Raw genomic sequence first — 17,299 nt, 5'->3', positions numbered from 1 at the left:
GAGCAGAACGGCCCCGCCCCGCTGGAGGACGAGTCCACCGGCCCCAGCGCCGAGCCCGGCGAGGAGGGAGCCCCGGAGGGCACCCCCGGCGCCGCAGAGGGCGTGACGCTCGCCGACGTGCTCCTGGCCGTCGAGGAGCTGTGGCCCGAGTCCCTCGCCGAGGGCTGGGACGCCGTCGGCCTTGTGACGGGACGCCCGTCCCAGCCCGTGCGCAGGATCCTGTTCTGCGTCGACCCGGTCCTTGAGGTCATCGAGGAGGCCGCGGCATGGGAGGCGGACCTGATCGTGGCCCACCATCCGCTGCTGCTGCGGGGGGTCACGAGCGTCGCCGCGAACACCCCCAAGGGTCGCGCCGTGCACCGCCTCATCGAGTCGGGCACCGCCCTCGTGAGCGTCCACACGAACGGGGACTCCGCCGTCGGCGGCGTCTCCGATGTGCTCGCCGACGCGCTGGGGCTCGACGACGTCGCGCCGCTGACGAAGGCCGCCGCCGGCCTGCCCGAAGAGGGGATCGGGCGCGTGGGCGACCTCGGCGAGATCACGAGCCTCGGAGATCTCGCCGGGCGGCTCTTCGGCATCCTGCCGGCGGTGGCCGGCGGCGTCCGCGTCTCCGGCGACCGCGACGGGCTCGTGCGCCGCGTCGCCGTGTGCGGTGGCGCGGGTGACAGCCTGTTCGACGCCGTCCGCGCGGCCGAGGCGGACGTCTACATCACCGCGGACCTGCGGCACCACCCCGCCTCGGAGGCGCGCGAGGCGTCCCCGGACGGGCGCCCCTACCTCATCGACGTGAGCCACTTCGCGAGCGAGTGGCTCTGGCTCCCCGCCGCAGCCTCCGCGCTCGACAACGTCCTCACCGACCAGGGCCACAGCCTCGACATCAGGGTCTCGACGATCAACACCGATCCCTGGGACTTCATCCTCACCCCGGGCGAGGGATAGAGTCGCAGCCACCGGCCGCCTCCGCCCAGCCACCCAGGGCAGCGGCCCCTAAGGAGGAACGATGCCCAAGGCCCCGGCCGCCGAACAGCTCAAGCTCCTCGGGCTGCAGGCCCTGGACGCCCGGCTGCGCTCGCTCGAGGTGCGCCGCCGGAGCCTCGAGACGGACCCCCGGCTCGCCCCGGCGAAGGCCGCCCTCGAGCAGGCCTCGGCGGCGGCGGGCGAGGCCGACCGGGCGGTGGCGGAGACCGAGGCAGAGCTTGCCGGGATCGAGTCGAAGGTCTCCGAGGCCTCCACCCGGATCGCGCGGGACGAGGACCGCCTCTACGCGGGGGGCCTGTCGAAGGACCTCGAGGCCCTCCAGAAGGACATCGCGGGGCTGCGTGCGCGCCAGAGCGACCTCGAGGACGCCGAGCTCGAGGTCCTCGAGCGGCTCGACGGCCTGCGGGCGGCACAGGGGTCCGCGGCCGAGGCGCTCGGGGACGCGCGCGGCGCGAGCGAGGATCTCCGCGCGGAGATCGATGCGCAGCTCGCATCGATCGCCGCTGAGCGGGCCACGGTGGCCGAGGAGCGCGCCGAGTATGCCCGGGGCATCGAGCCGGGCCTCGTGGGGATCTACGAGAAGACGCTGGCCAAGCGGGGAGTGGGCGCTGCGCGACTCTTCCACGGCACGTCCGAGGGCTCCGGCATGGCGCTGAGCCCCGGGGACCTGGCAGCGATCCGGGGCGCCGCCGAGGACGACGTGGTCTTCTGCCCGGACTCCGGGTGCATCCTGGTCCGCTCGGCCGAGTGGGCCTGAGCGGGCGTCCCTGCCCTCAGTCCCTGAGCACGAGCGCGAGGGAGTGCGGGCGGCGCGCCGTGCCAGGGACGAGCTCCGCCTCCCACTTCTCTGCCGCGGCGGCGAGCAGGGCCTCCGGCGTGGCAGGCGCCTTGCCGCGACGCGTGAGCAGGTGCCTGACGAGGTCGCCTCGGTGGTGCTTGGCGAAGTGGCTCACGACGCTGCGCTTCCCATTCCGCTCCCTGAACACGTCGACGGTGACGGTCGCGGCCGGCGGGGGAGCGTAGGCAGCGGCGTACGTGCTCGAGCGGCAGTCGACGACGAGTTCCCCGGCTGCGCGCTTTGCCAGTGCCTCGGCGAGGAGGGGCTTCCAGTACGAGGCGAGCCGCCCGAGCCCGGGCAGGGCCGCCGACATCGAGAGCCGGTACGCCGGAACCCTGTCCGCGAACCCCACCGCGCCCCACAGCGCCGAGACCACGACGACCCAGTCGTCGGCCCTGCGGCGCTGCGCAGGGGTCAGGCCCGCGTAGCCGAGGGCCTCGTACAGCACCCCCGAATAGACGGCGTGGGCCGGAGCCGCCGGCTCCGTCGCGAGCCGCCGGTTCCGCTCGACGTCGTGCGCCAGCGACGGCCCGACGCCGAGCACCTCGAGGGCGTCCTCGCGCCCGCTCACCTCGGCGAGGGCCTCCAGTGCCTCCTTCCGGGCCACCTCGAGCTGCGGGAAGCTCAGCGAACCGAGGTCGACGGCGGGACCGGAGGGCGCGGGCGTCTTGCCCTCAGAGGGCGGAAGCAGGATGAGCACCACGGCATCGTACCCGGCAGCCGGCCGGACACCTGAAGGCCGAGAGCGGCCCTATAGACTGGGAACGAGAGGACAGGTCGGCCGGGCGACCGCGGGGCGGTCTGGCGTAAGCCAGGGCGCCGCGAGGAAAGTCCGGGCTCCGCAGGGCAGGGTGGTGGGTAACGCCCACTCGGGGAAACCCGCAGGCCAGTGCCACAGAGAACAGACCGCCGCGGACAGGCGCCTGGCGCCGCGTCCGCGGTAAGGGTGAAACGGCGGTGTAAGAGACCACCAGCTCCCCGGGCGACCGGGGAGGCTCGGTAAACCCCACCCGGAGCAAGGCCAGACAGGGCGCGATCGAGGGCTGCCCGCCCGAGCGCCCGGGTAGGCCGCTCGAGGCCGCCGGCAACGGCGGTCCTAGATGGATGGTCGCCTCCCGCGCCGGGGCAACCCGGCGCGGAGACAGAACCCGGCTCACAGGCCGGCCTGTCCTCACACCCCTGCCGCGTGCCCCCAGCGGGCGCTGTGAGTAGGTTCACAGGGCCTGGGGCGGCGGCCGTGCGGCAGCCTCAGTACACTGGAAGAGAACGTAGAAGTTCTCCACGGGCCGGGCTCTGCGATCGCAGGACCGGCTCTTTTCATGCCCGCTGACCAACCCCTGGACACCCACGGCGGGTATACGCACGACGGCGTGCGAGAAGCAGAGAAAGGCACCTGTGTGAGCACAACGACGGAAACCGCACTCGGCACGTGGATCGGACGCGAGGCCGCCGCGGAGGAGATGATCCCGGTCATCGGCCGGCTCTACCGCCAGAACAACGTGGTCACCTCGGTCCACGGCCGCAGCCTCATCAACCAGTCCGTGGTCGGACTGCTCAAGGCCCACCGCTGGGCCCGCCAGATCGACAGCGAGGAGCTCGCGCTCGAGGAGACCCTCCCGATCCTCAAGGCCCTCGACACGCTCGAGCTCGGGGCCGCCTCGATCGACATCGCGCGCCTGAACGAGGCGTTCCGGGCCGAGGGGCAGACCCTCTCCCTCGAGGACTTCCTGCGCGCCGAGCTCGCCGAGGTCGTAGGCAAGCACGGCGCCGACCCGCGCAAGGGCACCGACGTGGTGCTCTACGGCTTCGGCCGGATCGGCCGCCTCGTCGCGCGGATCCTCATCGAGCACGCCGGCGGCGGCGCGGGCCTGCGCCTGCGCGCCATCGTGGTCCGCAAGGGCTCCGAGAAGGACCTCATCAAGCGCGCGAGCCTTCTGCGCCGCGACTCCGTGCACGGCGCCTTCGAGGGCACCATCACGGTCGACGAGGAGAACAGCACGATCCTCGCCAACGGCACGCTCATCCGGGTCATCTACTCGGACAGCCCGGCCACCGTCGACTACACGCAGTACGGCATCGAGGACGCGATCGTCGTCGACAACACCGGCAAGTGGCGCGACGCGGAGGGCCTGGCCCAGCACCTTCAGAGCAAGGGCGTGGCCCGCGTGCTCCTGACCGCCCCGGGCAAGGGCGACCTGCCGAACATCGTGCACGGGATCAACCACACCTCGATCTCGGCCGCCGACAGGATCGTCACGGCTGCCTCGTGCACGACCAACGCGATCACGCCGGTCCTGAAGGCCATCAACGACAAGTACGGGGTGGTCCACGGCCACGTCGAGACCGTGCACTCCTTCACGAACGACCAGAACCTGATCGACAACTTCCACAAGGGCGACCGCCGCGGCCGCGCTGCCGGGCTCAACATGGTCCTGACCGAGACCGGCGCGGCCAAGGCGGTGGCCAAGGCCCTGCCCGAGCTGGCCGGCAAGCTCACCGGCAACGCGATCCGCGTCCCCACCCCGGATGTGTCGATGGCCGTGCTGAACCTCAGCCTGGACAACGAGACCACCAAGGACGAGGTCAACGCGTACCTGCGCGAGATGTCGCTGCACTCGGACCTGCGCAAGCAGATCGACTACATCGACTCGCCCGAGGTCGTCTCGAGCGACTTCGTCGGCTCGCGCCGCGCCGGGATCGTCGACGGCCTCGCGACGATCTCGACCGGCAAGAACCTCGTGCTGTACGTCTGGTACGACAACGAGTTCGGCTACAGCTCGCAGGTGGTGCGTGTCCTCGAGGACATGGCCGGCGACCACGCGCCGTCGTTCCCCGTGCAGACCGCCGCCGACGAGTACACGCTGGCGACATCTCGGTAGCAATCGGCGGGGAAGCTGGATTCGGCGATGGCCCAGGGGCAAGATGCACCTATGGAAGCAACAGAGCATGAGAGCACGCTCGAGCACGCGCTCGACGTCGCCAAGGCCAACGCCAAGCAGGCAAAGCTGCTCGTCGACCACGCGAAGGCGGCCCTCGCGCGCGGGGACGTGAGTCCCGAGCGCGTCGCCCAGCTGGAGGAGCTCCAGCGGGCGGCGGACGAGGATCTCCAGCGGGTCATCCGCGAGCAGTAGGACCGTCCCGACACGATGCGCGAAGGGCGCCGCACCATCTGGTGCGGCGCCCTTCGCGCGTCCTGGACGGCCCCGCGGGGCCGTGCCTCAGATGTGCTCGTGCACGTCGTGGTCGTGGTCGTCATGGCCGAACGGGTCCGGGTCCACCCCGGGCATCCACGTCAGGCCGGGGACGCCCCACCCGTGCTTGCGCGCCGCCCGCCGAGCCTTCTTCGCGTAGCGGTCGATCAGACGGTCGACGTAGAGCTTGCCGTCGAGGTGGTCGTACTCGTGCTGCATGACCCGGCCGAACCAGCCCGTCGCCACGAACTCGAGCGGGCGTCCGTCGCCGTCGAACCCCTCGACCTTGACCCACTCGGCGCGCTGCAGCGGGTAGCCCTCGCCCGGGAAGGAGAGGCAGCCTTCCTCGTCCTCCTCGGGGTCCGGCGCCGCGCCGGGGACCTTGGAGAGGGTCAGGCGCGGGTTGACCACAACGCCACGGGGCGGCACGCCGTCGTCATTGTTGAACTTGTACACGAAGACCCGCAGCCCGACGCCGATCTGCGGGGCGGCCAGGCCCACTCCGTGGGCGGCCTCGTTCGTCTCGTGCATATCCTCGATCAGGGCCCGCAGGGCGCCGTCGAACTCGGTGACCTCGGAGGCGCGGCGGTGGAGGACAGGCTCCCCCCAGATGGTGATGGGACGGACGGCCACGGATCGGCTCCTGTTCTGTGCCGGGCATTCGCCCTCACGGATCGACGGGACGGCGAGGGACAACGACGAGGCCGCCGGGGGACATCCCCGGCGGCCTCGTGGTGACCGGAGACCCGGCCTCTTCGGGTGAGTAACGGGGCTCGAACCCGCGACCTTCTGGACCACAACCAGACGCTCTGCCAACTGAGCTATACCCACCGCGTTCACTCTCGGGAGATGGGCCGAGCTCGCTCAGCCGTCCTTCCCCGTGAAAGCAACGAGAAATAGTCTACCTGCTCCGCGCCGGTGCTCATGACCAAAACGGCGGCTCCGGACTAACTTTTTTCTGCGGCCTCGCGGCTCGCCGGCGTCCCCGTGCCGGTCGCTCCCGAGGAGATCCGCTCCGCGGCCTCGCGGGCCGCCGAGGAGTCCGGCCCGGGCGCGGGGACGAACACCGTCTCGCGGTAGTAGCGCAGCTCGTCGATGGAGTCACGGATGTCACCCAGGGCACGGTGGTTCCCGGTCTTGGCCGGCGACTGGAAGTAGGCCCGCGGGTACCAGCGCCGCGCAAGCTCCTTGATGGTCGAGACGTCGATGACGCGGTAGTGCAGGTACTCGATCACCTCCGGCATGTCCCTGGCCAGGAAGAGCCGGTCCGTCCCGACGGAGTTGCCGCCGAGCTGGGCCTTGTTCGGCTCCTTGACCCACGCCCGGATGTAGGCCATGACCTCGGCCTGGGCCGCCTCCATCGTCATGCCACGGGGCAGCTCGTCGAGCAGCTTGGACTCGGTGTGCATGGCACGGACGAAGTCGCCCATGCCGGCCAGGGCCTCCTCAGAGGGCTTGATGACGACGTCGACTCCGTCGCCGAGGACGTTGAGCTCTGAATCGGTGACGAGGACCGCCACCTCGATGAGGGCGTCGGCGACCGGGTCGAGGCCGGTCATCTCGCAGTCGATCCAGACAATGTGTTCGTTGCTGATGGGCACCGGCCCAGACTACCGCCAAGCGGGATGCGGCACCCGGTTCCGGCCGGTCCCCGCGGGGGCGCCGATGCTAGAATGAGCCTCTCCCGCACCGACAGAAGGGGTGACCCATGTCCTCACAGCGCCCTGCCCTGCCCGGGAGGATTCTCGAGCGGCTGGGTTCCCTGTGGACGTCGGTTCCTCCGGCGGGCGTGAACCAGCCCCCGCACTGGGCCCTCGGCCAGGGATTCATCGGATCGCTGCTGATCGTGGTCGGCTCCTTCGGCGTCGGGTGGCTCGCGGACGCCTCGCAGTTCAACCGCACCGCGCTGTTCATCATGCTGCGGACCGAGACATGGGGCGTCACCGCCTGCATCATCGCGCTCGTGATCGGGGCCATGCTCCTCACCCGCTCCTGGCTGAGGCTCGGGCAGCGGCTGCGCCATTGGGGACCCGGGACGATCCGGCCCACGGTCGCGGCCGTCCTGCTCTGGGGCCTGCCGCTCATGGCCGCCGTCCCGATCTATTCGCGGGACGTCTACGCCTACGTGGGCCAGGGCAGGCTCATGGCGGCCGGCCTGAACCCCTACGACACCGGCATCTCGAGCCTGAACAACTGGCTCGAGCTCGGCACGGACCCCTCCTGGGCGTCGACGCGCACCCCCTACGGGCCCTACTTCCTCTGGTTCGAACGCTGGATCGTGCAGCTCACCGGAGGACAGCCCGATCTCTCCGTCCTGCTCTTCCGCGTCCTCGCGCTCGGCGGGGTGGCACTGTGCGCATACTACGGCTACCGGCTCGCCGAGCTCCACGGGGTGGACGGCGCACGAGCCGTCTGGCTCACGGTGGCCAACCCGCTCTTCCTCATCTCGTGCATCGCCAGCGCCCACAACGAGGCGCTCATGATCGGCTTCGCCGTCGCCGGCGTCTACTACGCGGCGCGCGGCAACTGGCTCGCAGGGATCGCACTGACGACCGTCTCCATCGGCGTCAAGCCGATCACCGCGGTGGTCCTGCCGTTCATCGGCCTGCTCTGGGCGGGCCCCCGGGCCTCCTGGGCGCGCAAGTTCCTCTGCTGGGCCGGCACAGGCCTCATCTGCCTGGGACTGTTCGTCGTGAGCTCGTTCGTGTACGGGCTCGGCTTCGGGTGGGTCAACGCGATCGTCGATCCGACGCCCGGTTTCATCGCCTACACGCCCTCGGGATTCACGAGCAACATCGTGGCCGCCGTGCTCGGCGCAATGGGCCTCGACGGGGGCCACGCCGCCGAGGTCTACCGCGGCGTCCTGAAGTGGGCGGGCATCGCCCTGGCCGTCTGGCTCATCTTCCGCGGCGACGACCGGCAGGTCGTCCGCCGGCTCGGCCTGGCCTTCATGGCGATCGTGGTGCTCGGCCCGATCATCCAGCCGTGGTACGTCCTGTGGTTCGTCCCGTTCCTCGCGGTGACCGGGATCCGCGACGACTGGCAGGTGAAGCTGTGGTACCTCACCGTGGTGTTCTTCGTGGTGTTCGGCGCCCAGGACCAGCTGCACGTGTTCGGGTTCGTGAACATCCCGCTCCCGCCCGATGCCCTCGCGGGGCTTGTGGCCCTCGCGTTCGTCGCCTACCTCGTCCTGCTGGACCCGAAGACCCGGCGCATCGTCTTCGAGCGTCCGCGCGAGCGGGGCAGCAGCCGGAGCGGTTCATACTGACGGGCGGGGCCGGCCCGCGGCCGGCCTGCCGGCTGGCGAGCGGGGCCGGCCCAGACCGCAGGCCGGCCCAGAGCCGGCCGGGTGACCCTGCGCGGCGGCGGGCCTACGCGGCGTCGGATCCGGAACCGGGCGCGGGCACGGCGGGCGCGCCACGCCGTCCGAGTCGGACGAGGCGGATCGCGGACCACACGAACAGGACCACGAGCAGCACATTCCGCACGGTGAGCACGAGGGCCATGAGCGGGTTGTTGTGGCTCAGCGCGTCATAGAAGAGCGGGTAGATGAAGTAGGTCGCCACCGCGATGCCGAGCAGGAGCCGCGCGGGCACCCGCCATGCAGCCCTGTCCTGGGCGATGCCGAGCGCGACGACGGGGCCGAGCCAGACCATGAACTGCGGCGAGCCGACCTTGTTGAACACGATGAAGGCGCTCACCATGGCGAGTGCCCCGGCGAGCAGGAGCTCCGAGCGGTCCTCGTGGCCGCGCTTCTTCCCCTCGTGCAGCGCCCAGAAGATGGCCCCGGCGATGGCCGCGGCCACCACGACGAAGAGCGGCTGCATGAGCGCCGAGGCCACCGTCGAGCCGGGCCCGTCCACCTGCATCGAGTTGATCTCGGTGTTCATGTACATGTGTGCGCCGCCGAGGCCGAGCACCGACATCCACAGCCACGGCGTCGTGAACGTGGCCTCGAGCTGCATGCCGCGCGAACCTTGAGTGGTGAGGAAGTCGAGCAGGTGGCCGAGCACGCCGAGGGCGGCGGCCGCAGCGACCACGGCGGCCGTGACGAGCGCGGCGCCCACGATGACCTTCCAGCGGTCCCGGACCACGGCGAAGAGCGGCAGCAGGGCGGCGGCGGGCCAGATCTTCATCCAGGTGGCGAAGGCGAGGATGGCGGACGCCGCGAAGGGGCTCGCCACGCCGAGGCTCAGGCCCATGAGGACGATCGGCGCCGTCACGCCGTCGACCCGGGCGAAGCCCAGCAGGCCCATGAGGGTGATGAAGACGAGCCACCACCATCCCGCGCGCACGCCTTCGGCCTTCCGGCCCCAGCCGCTGAGGATGCCGAGGGCCGCGCCGTTGAGCAGCGACGTGAGCACCACCCACACGATGAGGAAGGGGCCCGGGCCGGCCAGGCCCGAGATCCAGATCGGCAGGAGCCCGACCATCGGGTAGACCCACGGCGAGGGCTGCACGTTCTGGGGGAAGCCTGCCGCTGCCCAGGCGCGGTAGATGTTCGTGTCGCTGAACGCCTGCCCCTGGAAGACGAAGATGGAGAGGTAGGCGAGGTAGCCGAGGTGGACGGCGAGGTAGCCGGTCAGCAGCCCGGCGGGGGAGAGGAGCCACGCGATGAGGCGGCGGGGCTGGGGGGAGCGGCTCTCGTCCGCGGGCTGGCTCTTGTCCGCGGGGCGGGCAGGCTGGATGGAAATGGCTGTTCTCCTCGCTACGGACCGGCGGGCCGCACGGGGCTCGCGACCGCCCGCAAGTCTACCAGCGGGCCCCCGGCGCCCCGCGGGGCCGCGGCTGCCGGCTGATAGCATCGAGAGGATGTCATGCCGACGGGGAAGGCGCCCAGCAGGCCGCCCCCGTCCGGCGCTTGAGAGACAGCGCTCCCGAGCCAGCGCTTCCGAAACAGTAGGGACCGTGATGCCTCAGCCTCCGGCAGGCGGCAGCCTGAGCGTCCCCCGCGCCGCCGGCACGATCGCCGGGCTTCCGGGCGGGGGCCGCATCGCCGTGTGGCAGGGGTTCGCCTCGGCGCTCGCCATGGCGGTCGGCGGTCTCGGCGTGGGCTGGATGGCGAACGGGTCCTCGCTCATCCGGGTGCCGTTCTTCATCGTCCTGCGGGACAACCCCGTCCTCGTGGTGCTGTGCACCGTCCTGGTCGCCTCGGGCGGCCTCCTGCTCGTGCGGGCGTGGCTCCGCCTGGGCCAGCGGGTGGGGGACTGGACGGGGGTGCACCCCCGCGTCGCGGTCAGGATTGCCGCCCTGTGGTGCGCCCCGTTCATGGTCACGTTCCCCCTGCTCAGCCGGGACGTGTACGCCTACATCGGCCAGGGCCGGCTCATGGCGGCCGGCCTCGATCCGTACGTGAACGGCATCTCCGCGCTGAACAACTACCACAACCTGGGCCCCGACTCGCTCTGGACCGAGGCACCCACGCCCTACGGCCCGCTGTTCCTGTGGATCGAGCAGGGCATCGTGTGGCTCAGCGGTGGGAACCTCGAGGTGGCGATCGTGCTGTTCCGGCTCGTCGCCGTCGGCGGTGTGGCGCTGTGCGCCGTCGCGGTGGTCGGCCTTGCCGAGCACTTCGGACTCGGGACGTCCAAGACCCTCTGGCTGACCGTGGTCAACCCGCTGTTCGTCATCAACTTCGTCGCCAGCATCCACAATGACGCGCTCATGCTCGGCCTGCTGCTCCTCGGGCTCCTCGCGGCCGTCCGGCGCAGGCCCGTGCTCGCCGTCGTCATCGTCACGGTGTCGATCCTCATCAAGCCCATCACCATCCTCGCGCTGCCGTTCATCGGCCTCATCTGGGCCGGCAGGGACGCCGGCTGGGGCAGGCGCATCCTGTACTGGGCCGCGACCGCGGCAATCTCCCTCGCACTGCTGGCAGCCGCCGGCGCCGTTTCGGGCCTCTGGTTCGGGTGGGTCCCCGCGATGGCCACCCCCGGGGCGCTGTGGATCTGGTACGCGCCGTTCGGGCTCCTCTCCGTCATCGCCGGCGACATCACCCAGCTCGCCGGCGGCGACCCGGACCTCGTGGCCGGGCTCATCAAGCGGGTCGGGACCATCGTGGGAGCGGTCATCGCCCTCTGGTTCATCCTGCGCGGCCGCAGCGACCAGGTGTTCCTGCGCATGGCCCTGGCCTTCACCGCCGTGGTGATGACCGCCTCGATGATCCAGCCGTGGTACATCACGTGGCTCATGGCCCTGTTCGCCCTGGTCGGCGTCCGGAAGGGCTGGCAGCTGCTCGCCTACTACCTCGTGACCGTGTTCTTCACCGTCATCGCGATCACGGACCAGCTCGACGTGTTCGAGTGGATCCCGCTCGCGGTGGTGCGCGCCGTGGCGATCGTGCTGAGCGTGGCGTTCGTCTCCTACATGGTGCTGTGGGACTGGAAGACCCGTGTCCTCTTCGCACCGCTGATCCCGTCCCGCAGCAGGACCCCATGACCGCTGCCAGGCAAGGGCCCGCATGGTTCACCGACACCGCGCCGCACCACGGCGCGCTGGCTCCACGGGCGCTCCTGGACACCGATGCGGCCAGCCTCCCGCTCGACGGCGCCTGGGCGTTCCGCTGCTCCGCCACCGCCGCGGGCACCGCAGGCTTCGAGGAGAGCGGGTTCGACGACGGCTCCTGGGCCCGGGTGCAGGTCCCGCACTGCTGGCAGCTCGAGGGCGTCCCGGGCCCGCCCAGGTACTCGGCCCCTGCCTACACGAACGTCACCTACCCTTTCCCGCTGGATCCGCCGGACGTGCCGGACGAGAATCAGACCGGGGAGTACCGCCGCCGGTTCGACCTGCCGTCTGCTCCGGCAGGCGGGCGCTGGGTGGTGCGCTTCGAGGGCGTGGACTCGGCGTTCGAGGTCTACCTCAACGGAGAGCGGATCGGGGATGCCATGGGGTCCCGGCTGGTCCACGAGTTCGATGTCACCGCCGGCGTCCGGCCCACCGGGAATCTCATCGCGGTGCGCGTCCACCAATGGTCCGCCGGCTCCTACCTCGAGGACCAGGACATGTGGTGGCTGTCGGGGATCTTCCGGCCGGTCACCCTCCTCCACCGGCCCGCAGACGGCATCGATGACCTCTTCGTCCACGCGGGGTTCAATGCCGCCGCCCGCCAAGGGTCCCTCCTCGTCGAGGGCCCGCGCGGCGCCGTCGTGCACCTGCCCGAACTCGGGATCGAGGCGCCGGCCAACGAGCCGCTCGTGGTGCAGGGCGTGGAGCCGTGGAGTGCGGAGGTGCCGCGGCTGTACCGTGGCACCCTCTCGACTCCCGGGGAGACGGTGCGGATCGCGGTCGGCTTCCGGACGGTCGCGATCGAGGACGCCACGCTCACCGTCAACGGCGCCCCGCTGAAGCTTCGGGGGGTCAACCGGCACGAATGGCATCCGCGCACCGGACGCACCCTCGACCTCGACACGATGCGCGCCGACGTCGAGCTCATGAAGCGGCACAACATCAACGCGGTGCGCACGAGCCACTATCCGCCGGACGCGCGGTTCCTCGCCCTGTGCGACGAATACGGGCTGTGGGTCCTCGACGAATGCGACCTCGAGACCCACGGCTTCGTGAAGGTCGGCTGGCACCGGAATCCGAGCGGAGAACCCGTCTGGCGCGACGCGTTCCTCGACCGCATGACCCGCACCGTCGAACGGGACAAGAACCATCCCTGCGTGGTCGGCTGGTCCCTCGGCAACGAGTCCGGGCGGGGCGCCAACCTCGAGTCGATGGCCGCGTGGGCCCGCCAGCGCGACCCGGACCGGTTCATCCACTACGAGGGCGACTGGGACAGCACGTACGTCGATGTGTACTCCCGCATGTACGCCGACCACGCAGAGACGGAGCTCATCGGCCGCGGCGAGGAACCGCCCGCTTCCGGTCCCGCGGCGGACGCCCACCGGCGGGCCCTGCCGTTCGTCCTGTGCGAGTACGCCCACGCCATGGGCACGGGCCCCGGGGGCCTCGCAGAGTACGCGGCGCTGTTCGACGCGTACCCCCGGATCGCCGGAGGCTTCGTCTGGGAGTGGATCGACCACGGCATCGCCCAGCGCGCACCCGGCGGCCCCACCCCGGGCGCGGAGTTCTTCGCCTACGGGGGCGACTTCGGCGAGGACGTCCACGACGGCAACTTCGTCGCCGACGGCCTCCTCTTCCCGGACCGCCGCCCCTCCTCCGGGCTCGCCGAGCTGGCCGTGGCGTACGCTCCGGTAGTCCTCGAGCCGCGGCCTGACGGGGTGCGCGTCCGCTCGCGGCTGGCCCACCGGGACACGTCCCACCTCGCGTACCGCTGGCGCATCGAGGACGACGGCGAGGCCGTCGCCTCCGGCGTGCTCGACGTCCCCGCGCTGGAGCCGGGAGGCTGCGCGGACGTCCCGCTGCCCCGCTCCGCAGCGGCCCCGCCGCCGCCCCCAGGGCCGGAGCGGTGGCTGACGGTGTCCGCGCACCTCGCGGAGGCGGCCCCGTGGGCCGGTGCCGGGCACGAGGTCGCCTTCGGACAGGCCCGCGTGGACCGGCCGGAAGAGCCGCCCCGCCGCCCGAGCAGGCCCGCCGGGGACGCGCCGTGCCTGCCCCTTGCTGCCGGCGGCTGGCAGCTCGGCCCGGGCCGCTTCGACGCTGCGGGGAGGCTGGCCGAGCTGGCCGGCGTCCCGCTGGTCGGACCCCGGCTGGACCTGTGGCGCGCGCCCACCGACAACGACGAGCGGGCTCCGGGGACGGCGCCCGCCGCGGCGTGGAGGGCGCTCGGCCTCGACAGGCTCCGGCACCGCACCGTCTCGGTCGCGGAGGAACAGGGGGCCCTGAGCGTCGTCGCCCACGTCATGCCCGCGGGCCGCGACGTGGGGTACGAGGTCGAGTACCGCTGGCACGCGCACGACGGCGGGCTGCACCTCGACGTCGTCGGCTCGCCTCTGGGCGCCTGGCAGGTTCCGGTGCCGCGCCTCGGCGTGCGCCTGGCCGTGCCTGCCGCACTGCGACGGGTCGAATGGCTCGGGCTGGGCCCGGGGGAGTCCTACCCGGACGCGGTGGCATCGGTGCGACAGGGCAGGTTCACCGCGTGCGTCGCGGACCTCCAGGAGCCCTGCGTGCGCCCCCAGGAGAACGGTGCCCGGCGCTGCGTGCGCCGCGTGACGCTGTCCGGCGGGGCGGCCGCGCTGACGGTCACCGGCGGCCCCTTCATCCTCACGGCCCGCCCCTGGACCAGCGAGGCCCTCGCCGCTGCGGCGCATCCGACCGATCTGGTGCCGGACCCGCACTGGCTGTGGGTCACCCTCGATGCCGAGCACCACGGTCTCGGCAGCGGGGCGTGCGGACCAGTGGAACTGCCGCAGTACCGCCTGGACGCCCGCCGGTTCCGGCTCTCGCTCGGCTTCCGGGCCGAGGCTGCCGGCCGCAAGGGATCCGGAGGCTAGGCCGGAGACGGGCGGGCACCCCCGGTGCTCGGACCGGGGGTGCCGTCGATGTCGCGAGGCCCCGGCGGCCAGGGTCCGGGACACTACCGAGCGCCCCAGGAGGGAATCGAACCCCCGACCAAGAGATTAGAAGGCTCCTGCTCTATCCTCTGAGCTACTGGGGCGGGCCTGTGAAAGTCTATCCCGCCCCGCGCGGCACTGTCGCACCGCCGCGGCCGAGGGGCCCGCGGCAGTCCTCACGCGGGCCAGCTTCTCCTCCACAGCGCCCGCGGGCCGCGCGTCGTCCACATACGTGCCGGACGCGCTTCTGCTGCACCTGTCCCGCCGACAGGCTGGTTCCGAGCCCTCCAGTCCGGAGGGCCTCGGACTGGAGGTCTTCAGATGAACGACACGATCACCCTGCGCGGCTGGGTCGGCACCGAGCCGACGGTGGGACTGACGCGGCACAACACGCCCTACTGCCGGTTCCGGATGTCCGTGAACGACCGGCGGTTCGACCGCGAGCGCCAGTCATGGGTCGACAACCACACGAGCTGGTACAACATCCAGTGCTACGGGCCGATGGCGGAGAACGTCGCGGACAGCGTCCGCAAGGGCCACCGGCTGATCGTCATGGGACGCCTGCAGATCCGGAACTTCGAACGGGCCGATGGCACGCCCGGCACCGAGGCCGACCTCATCGCCGCGTCCGTGGGACACGACCTCGCCCTCGGCATGGGCCGGTGGAACCGGCGCCGGGACGAGCCGGCACAGCTCCCGCGGGGCGCCGAGACCGTGGCCGGGGTCGGCGTCGTCGATCCCGTCACCGGTGAGGTCGCGGCCGAAGGTGCCCCCGAGGACCCCTTCCTGGGCGTGGCGCCCGACTTCGGCGAGGACGGCGCGTTCCCCCCGGGCGACGAGGCCGCGGCGGCCTACGGGGACGAGGGTCAGGACGGGGACGAGGGCGCAGAGCGGAGCGCTGACGCCGGCCCCGGGGAGCGGCTCATGTCGGCGTGAGCCGCCGTGCGTGGGCAGGGGAGCCCCGACGGCTGGCCTGAAGGGCTCCCCGCGACCGGTGCCGGATGTGTGATCGTGCGCGCGAAGCACTAGATTTAAGGCCATGGCGGAATTCATCTACACCATGACCAAGGCCCGCAAAGCCGTGGGGGACAAGGTCATCCTCGACGACGTGAGCATGTCGTTCTTCCCCGGAGCCAAGATCGGCGTCGTGGGGCCGAACGGTGCCGGCAAGTCGACCATCCTCAAGATCATGGCGGGCCTCGACACCCCGTCCAACGGGGAGGCCCGGCTTTCGCCGGGCTACAGCGTCGGCATTCTCCTCCAGGAGCCGCCGCTGAACGAGGACAAGACCGTCCTCGGGAACGTGCAGGAGGGCGTCGGCGAGATCTACGGCAAGATCCAGCGCTTCAACCAGATCTCCGAGGAGATGGCGAACCCCGACGCGGACTACGACGCGCTGCTCGAGGAGATGGGCAAGCTCCAGGAGGCCATCGACGCTGCGGATGCCTGGGACCTCGACTCGCAGCTCGAGCAGGCCATGGATGCCCTGCGGTGCCCGCCGCCGGACGCTGACGTGAAGGTGCTCTCGGGAGGTGAGCGCAGGCGCGTCGCGCTGTGCAAGCTCCTGCTGCAGAAGCCCGACCTCCTGCTGCTCGATGAGCCGACCAACCACCTCGATGCCGAGAGCGTCCTCTGGCTCGAGCAGCACCTCTCGGAGTACCCCGGCGCCGTGCTCGCGGTGACCCACGACCGCTACTTCCTCGACCACGTCGCCCAGTGGATCTGCGAGGTCGACCGCGGCCGCCTCTACCCCTACGAGGGCAACTACTCGACGTACCTCGAGAAGAAGCGTGCCCGTCTCGAGGTCCAGGGCAAGAAGGACGCGAAGCTCGCCAAGCGCCTCTCGGAGGAGCTCGAGTGGGTCCGGTCCAACGCGAAGGGCCGTCAGACGAAGTCCAAGGCCCGTCTCGCCCGCTACGAGGAGATGGCCGCCGAGGCCGAGCGCACCCGCAAGCTCGACTTCGAGGAGATCCAGATCCCGCCGGGTCCGCGCCTCGGCCAGCTCGTCATCGAGGCGAAGGACCTCAAGAAGGGCTTCGGCGACCGGGTGCTCATCGACGGGCTGTCCTTCTCCCTGCCGCGCAACGGCATCGTCGGGGTGATCGGTCCCAACGGCGTCGGCAAGACCACGCTCTTCAAGACGCTCGTCGGCCTCGAGCCCCTCGACGGCGGCGAGCTGAAGATCGGCGACTCGGTCAAGATCTCCTACGTCGACCAGGGCCGCGGCGGCATCGACCCCAACAAGACCCTGTGGGAGGTCGTCTCCGACGGGCTCGACCACATCCAGGTCGGCCAGGTCGAGATGCCCTCGCGCGCCTATGTCTCCGCGTTCGGGTTCAAGGGCCCCGACCAGCAGAAGAAGGCCGGCGTGCTCTCGGGCGGAGAGCGCAACCGGCTCAACCTCGCGCTGACGCTCAAGCAGGGCGGAAACCTCCTCCTGCTCGACGAGCCCACGAACGACCTCGACGTCGAGACGCTCTCGAGCCTCGAGAACGCCCTGCTCGAGTTCCCCGGCTGCGCCGTCGTGGTCTCCCACGACCGGTGGTTCCTCGACCGGGTGGCCACGCACATCCTCGCCTACGAGGGCACGGACGAGGACGAGTCGAGCTGGTACTGGTTCGAGGGCAACTTCGAGTCCTACGAGCAGAACAAGGTGGACCGCCTCGGGCCCGAGGCAGCCAAGCCGCACCGGGTCACCCACCGCAAGCTCACCCGCGACTGATCGCGGACGCTCCGATCCGACGAGGGGAGGCCGGCCCGCTGGGCCGGCCTCCCCTCGTCGTCTGCGCGCCGGCACGGCGGCCGCAGGAGCCGGGGCCACTGGGCCCGGCAGACTC

General features: G+C 71.3%; 13 protein-coding genes, 2 tRNA genes and 1 other RNA gene. 10 read left to right on the top strand and 6 right to left on the bottom strand.

Features of this window, described 5'->3' with window-relative positions:
* Nucleotides 1-21: 21 nt before the first annotated feature.
* Both SA2016_RS11735 and SA2016_RS11730 read left to right on the top strand, forming a co-directional pair.
* A complete protein-coding gene (locus SA2016_RS11735; RefSeq protein WP_066502412.1) occupies nucleotides 22-939 on the top strand; it encodes a Nif3-like dinuclear metal center hexameric protein in 918 nt (305 codons plus the stop codon).
* A gap of 61 nt (nucleotides 940-1,000) precedes the next feature.
* Nucleotides 1,001-1,735, top strand: a complete 735-nt coding sequence (locus SA2016_RS11730; protein WP_066498224.1) for a zinc ribbon domain-containing protein — start codon at nucleotides 1,001-1,003, stop codon at nucleotides 1,733-1,735.
* A gap of 16 nt (nucleotides 1,736-1,751) precedes the next feature.
* Here SA2016_RS11730 and SA2016_RS11725 read toward each other — a convergent pair whose 3' ends face one another.
* Entirely contained in the window at nucleotides 1,752-2,516 is a 765-nt protein-coding gene (locus tag SA2016_RS11725) for a YaaA family protein (RefSeq protein WP_066502411.1), read from the bottom strand.
* A gap of 73 nt (nucleotides 2,517-2,589) precedes the next feature.
* Between SA2016_RS11725 and rnpB the strand changes: the two genes are divergently transcribed.
* From rnpB to SA2016_RS11710, 3 genes are all read left to right on the top strand, one after another.
* Nucleotides 2,590-2,988, top strand: an RNA gene (rnpB, locus tag SA2016_RS11720) — RNase P RNA component class A.
* A 225-nt stretch (nucleotides 2,989-3,213) separates the two neighbouring features.
* Nucleotides 3,214-4,695 (top strand): glyceraldehyde-3-phosphate dehydrogenase, encoded by a 1,482-nt coding sequence (locus SA2016_RS11715; protein WP_066498222.1) that lies wholly within the window; start codon nucleotides 3,214-3,216, stop codon nucleotides 4,693-4,695.
* Nucleotides 4,696-4,746: 51 nt separating this feature from the next.
* Complete coding sequence (locus SA2016_RS11710; RefSeq protein ID WP_066498219.1) at nucleotides 4,747-4,947, top strand: hypothetical protein; 201 nt, start codon at nucleotides 4,747-4,749, stop codon at nucleotides 4,945-4,947.
* Between the two features lie 87 nt (nucleotides 4,948-5,034).
* On the opposite strand, the gene def is transcribed toward SA2016_RS11710, so the two are convergent.
* The 3 genes from def to orn all read right to left on the bottom strand — a co-directional run bounded on the left by def (nucleotide 5,035) and on the right by orn (nucleotide 6,608).
* On the bottom strand, nucleotides 5,035-5,640 hold the full coding sequence (def, locus tag SA2016_RS11705; RefSeq protein WP_066498217.1) for a peptide deformylase: 606 nt from the start codon (nucleotides 5,638-5,640) through the stop codon (nucleotides 5,035-5,037).
* A gap of 125 nt (nucleotides 5,641-5,765) precedes the next feature.
* Nucleotides 5,766-5,838: transfer RNA gene (locus SA2016_RS11700), tRNA-His, on the bottom strand.
* A 116-nt stretch (nucleotides 5,839-5,954) separates the two neighbouring features.
* Entirely contained in the window at nucleotides 5,955-6,608 is a 654-nt protein-coding gene (orn, locus tag SA2016_RS11695; protein WP_084249472.1) for an oligoribonuclease, read from the bottom strand.
* A gap of 107 nt (nucleotides 6,609-6,715) precedes the next feature.
* Between orn and mptB (SA2016_RS11690) the strand changes: the two genes are divergently transcribed.
* Nucleotides 6,716-8,275 carry a polyprenol phosphomannose-dependent alpha 1,6 mannosyltransferase MptB gene (gene mptB / locus SA2016_RS11690; RefSeq protein WP_141305512.1) on the top strand — a complete coding sequence of 520 codons (1,560 nt, stop codon included), beginning with the start codon at nucleotides 6,716-6,718 and terminating at the stop codon, nucleotides 8,273-8,275.
* 103 nt (nucleotides 8,276-8,378) lie between these two features.
* Here the strand turns inward: mptB (SA2016_RS11690) and SA2016_RS11685 are convergent, their stop codons facing one another.
* Nucleotides 8,379-9,812, bottom strand: a complete 1,434-nt coding sequence (locus tag SA2016_RS11685; RefSeq protein ID WP_084249471.1) for a glycosyltransferase 87 family protein — start codon at nucleotides 9,810-9,812, stop codon at nucleotides 8,379-8,381.
* 106 nt (nucleotides 9,813-9,918) lie between these two features.
* On the opposite strand from SA2016_RS11685, the gene mptB (SA2016_RS11680) reads away from it, so the two are divergent.
* Both mptB (SA2016_RS11680) and SA2016_RS11675 read left to right on the top strand, forming a co-directional pair.
* Nucleotides 9,919-11,445, top strand: coding sequence for a polyprenol phosphomannose-dependent alpha 1,6 mannosyltransferase MptB (mptB, locus tag SA2016_RS11680; protein ID WP_066498208.1), 1,527 nt, complete (start codon nucleotides 9,919-9,921; stop codon nucleotides 11,443-11,445).
* Nucleotides 11,442-14,402 (top strand): glycoside hydrolase family 2 TIM barrel-domain containing protein, encoded by a 2,961-nt coding sequence (locus SA2016_RS11675; RefSeq protein WP_066498206.1) that lies wholly within the window; start codon nucleotides 11,442-11,444, stop codon nucleotides 14,400-14,402. Before mptB (SA2016_RS11680) ends, SA2016_RS11675 begins: the two co-directional genes overlap by 4 nt.
* A gap of 91 nt (nucleotides 14,403-14,493) precedes the next feature.
* Here SA2016_RS11675 and SA2016_RS11670 read toward each other — a convergent pair.
* Nucleotides 14,494-14,566: transfer RNA gene (locus SA2016_RS11670), tRNA-Arg, on the bottom strand.
* A 217-nt stretch (nucleotides 14,567-14,783) separates the two neighbouring features.
* Here SA2016_RS11670 and SA2016_RS11665 point away from each other — a divergent pair.
* Nucleotides 14,784-15,398: a single-stranded DNA-binding protein gene (locus SA2016_RS11665; RefSeq protein ID WP_066498204.1), complete on the top strand. Its 615-nt coding sequence runs from the start codon at nucleotides 14,784-14,786 to the stop codon at nucleotides 15,396-15,398.
* A gap of 103 nt (nucleotides 15,399-15,501) precedes the next feature.
* Nucleotides 15,502-17,184, top strand: a complete 1,683-nt coding sequence (gene ettA, locus SA2016_RS11660; RefSeq protein WP_066498202.1) for an energy-dependent translational throttle protein EttA — start codon at nucleotides 15,502-15,504, stop codon at nucleotides 17,182-17,184.
* The last annotated feature ends 115 nt before the right edge of the window (nucleotides 17,185-17,299 follow it).

Source organism: Sinomonas atrocyanea, from assembly GCF_001577305.1.
Taxonomy (GTDB): Bacteria; Actinomycetota; Actinomycetes; order Actinomycetales; family Micrococcaceae; genus Sinomonas; species Sinomonas atrocyanea.
The sequence above is the reverse complement of the archived record's forward strand: the minus strand, read 5'-3'. Positions and strand labels throughout refer to the sequence as shown.

What these genes read in the sequence shown, in the direction of transcription:
- SA2016_RS11730 (WP_066498224.1), top strand. Translation starts at nt 1,001, where the DNA reads ATGCCCAAGGCCCCGGCCGCCGAACAGCTCAAGCTCCTCGGGCTGCAG.
- SA2016_RS11710 (WP_066498219.1), top strand. Translation starts at nt 4,747, where the DNA reads ATGGAAGCAACAGAGCATGAGAGCACGCTCGAGCACGCGCTCGACGTC.
- mptB (WP_141305512.1), top strand. Translation starts at nt 6,716, where the DNA reads ATGTCCTCACAGCGCCCTGCCCTGCCCGGGAGGATTCTCGAGCGGCTG.
- SA2016_RS11685 (WP_084249471.1), bottom strand. Translation starts at nt 9,812, where the DNA reads ATGCTATCAGCCGGCAGCCGCGGCCCCGCGGGGCGCCGGGGGCCCGCT.
- mptB (WP_066498208.1), top strand. Translation starts at nt 9,919, where the DNA reads ATGCCTCAGCCTCCGGCAGGCGGCAGCCTGAGCGTCCCCCGCGCCGCC.
- SA2016_RS11675 (WP_066498206.1), top strand. Translation starts at nt 11,442, where the DNA reads ATGACCGCTGCCAGGCAAGGGCCCGCATGGTTCACCGACACCGCGCCG.
- SA2016_RS11665 (WP_066498204.1), top strand. Translation starts at nt 14,784, where the DNA reads ATGAACGACACGATCACCCTGCGCGGCTGGGTCGGCACCGAGCCGACG.
- ettA (WP_066498202.1), top strand. Translation starts at nt 15,502, where the DNA reads ATGGCGGAATTCATCTACACCATGACCAAGGCCCGCAAAGCCGTGGGG.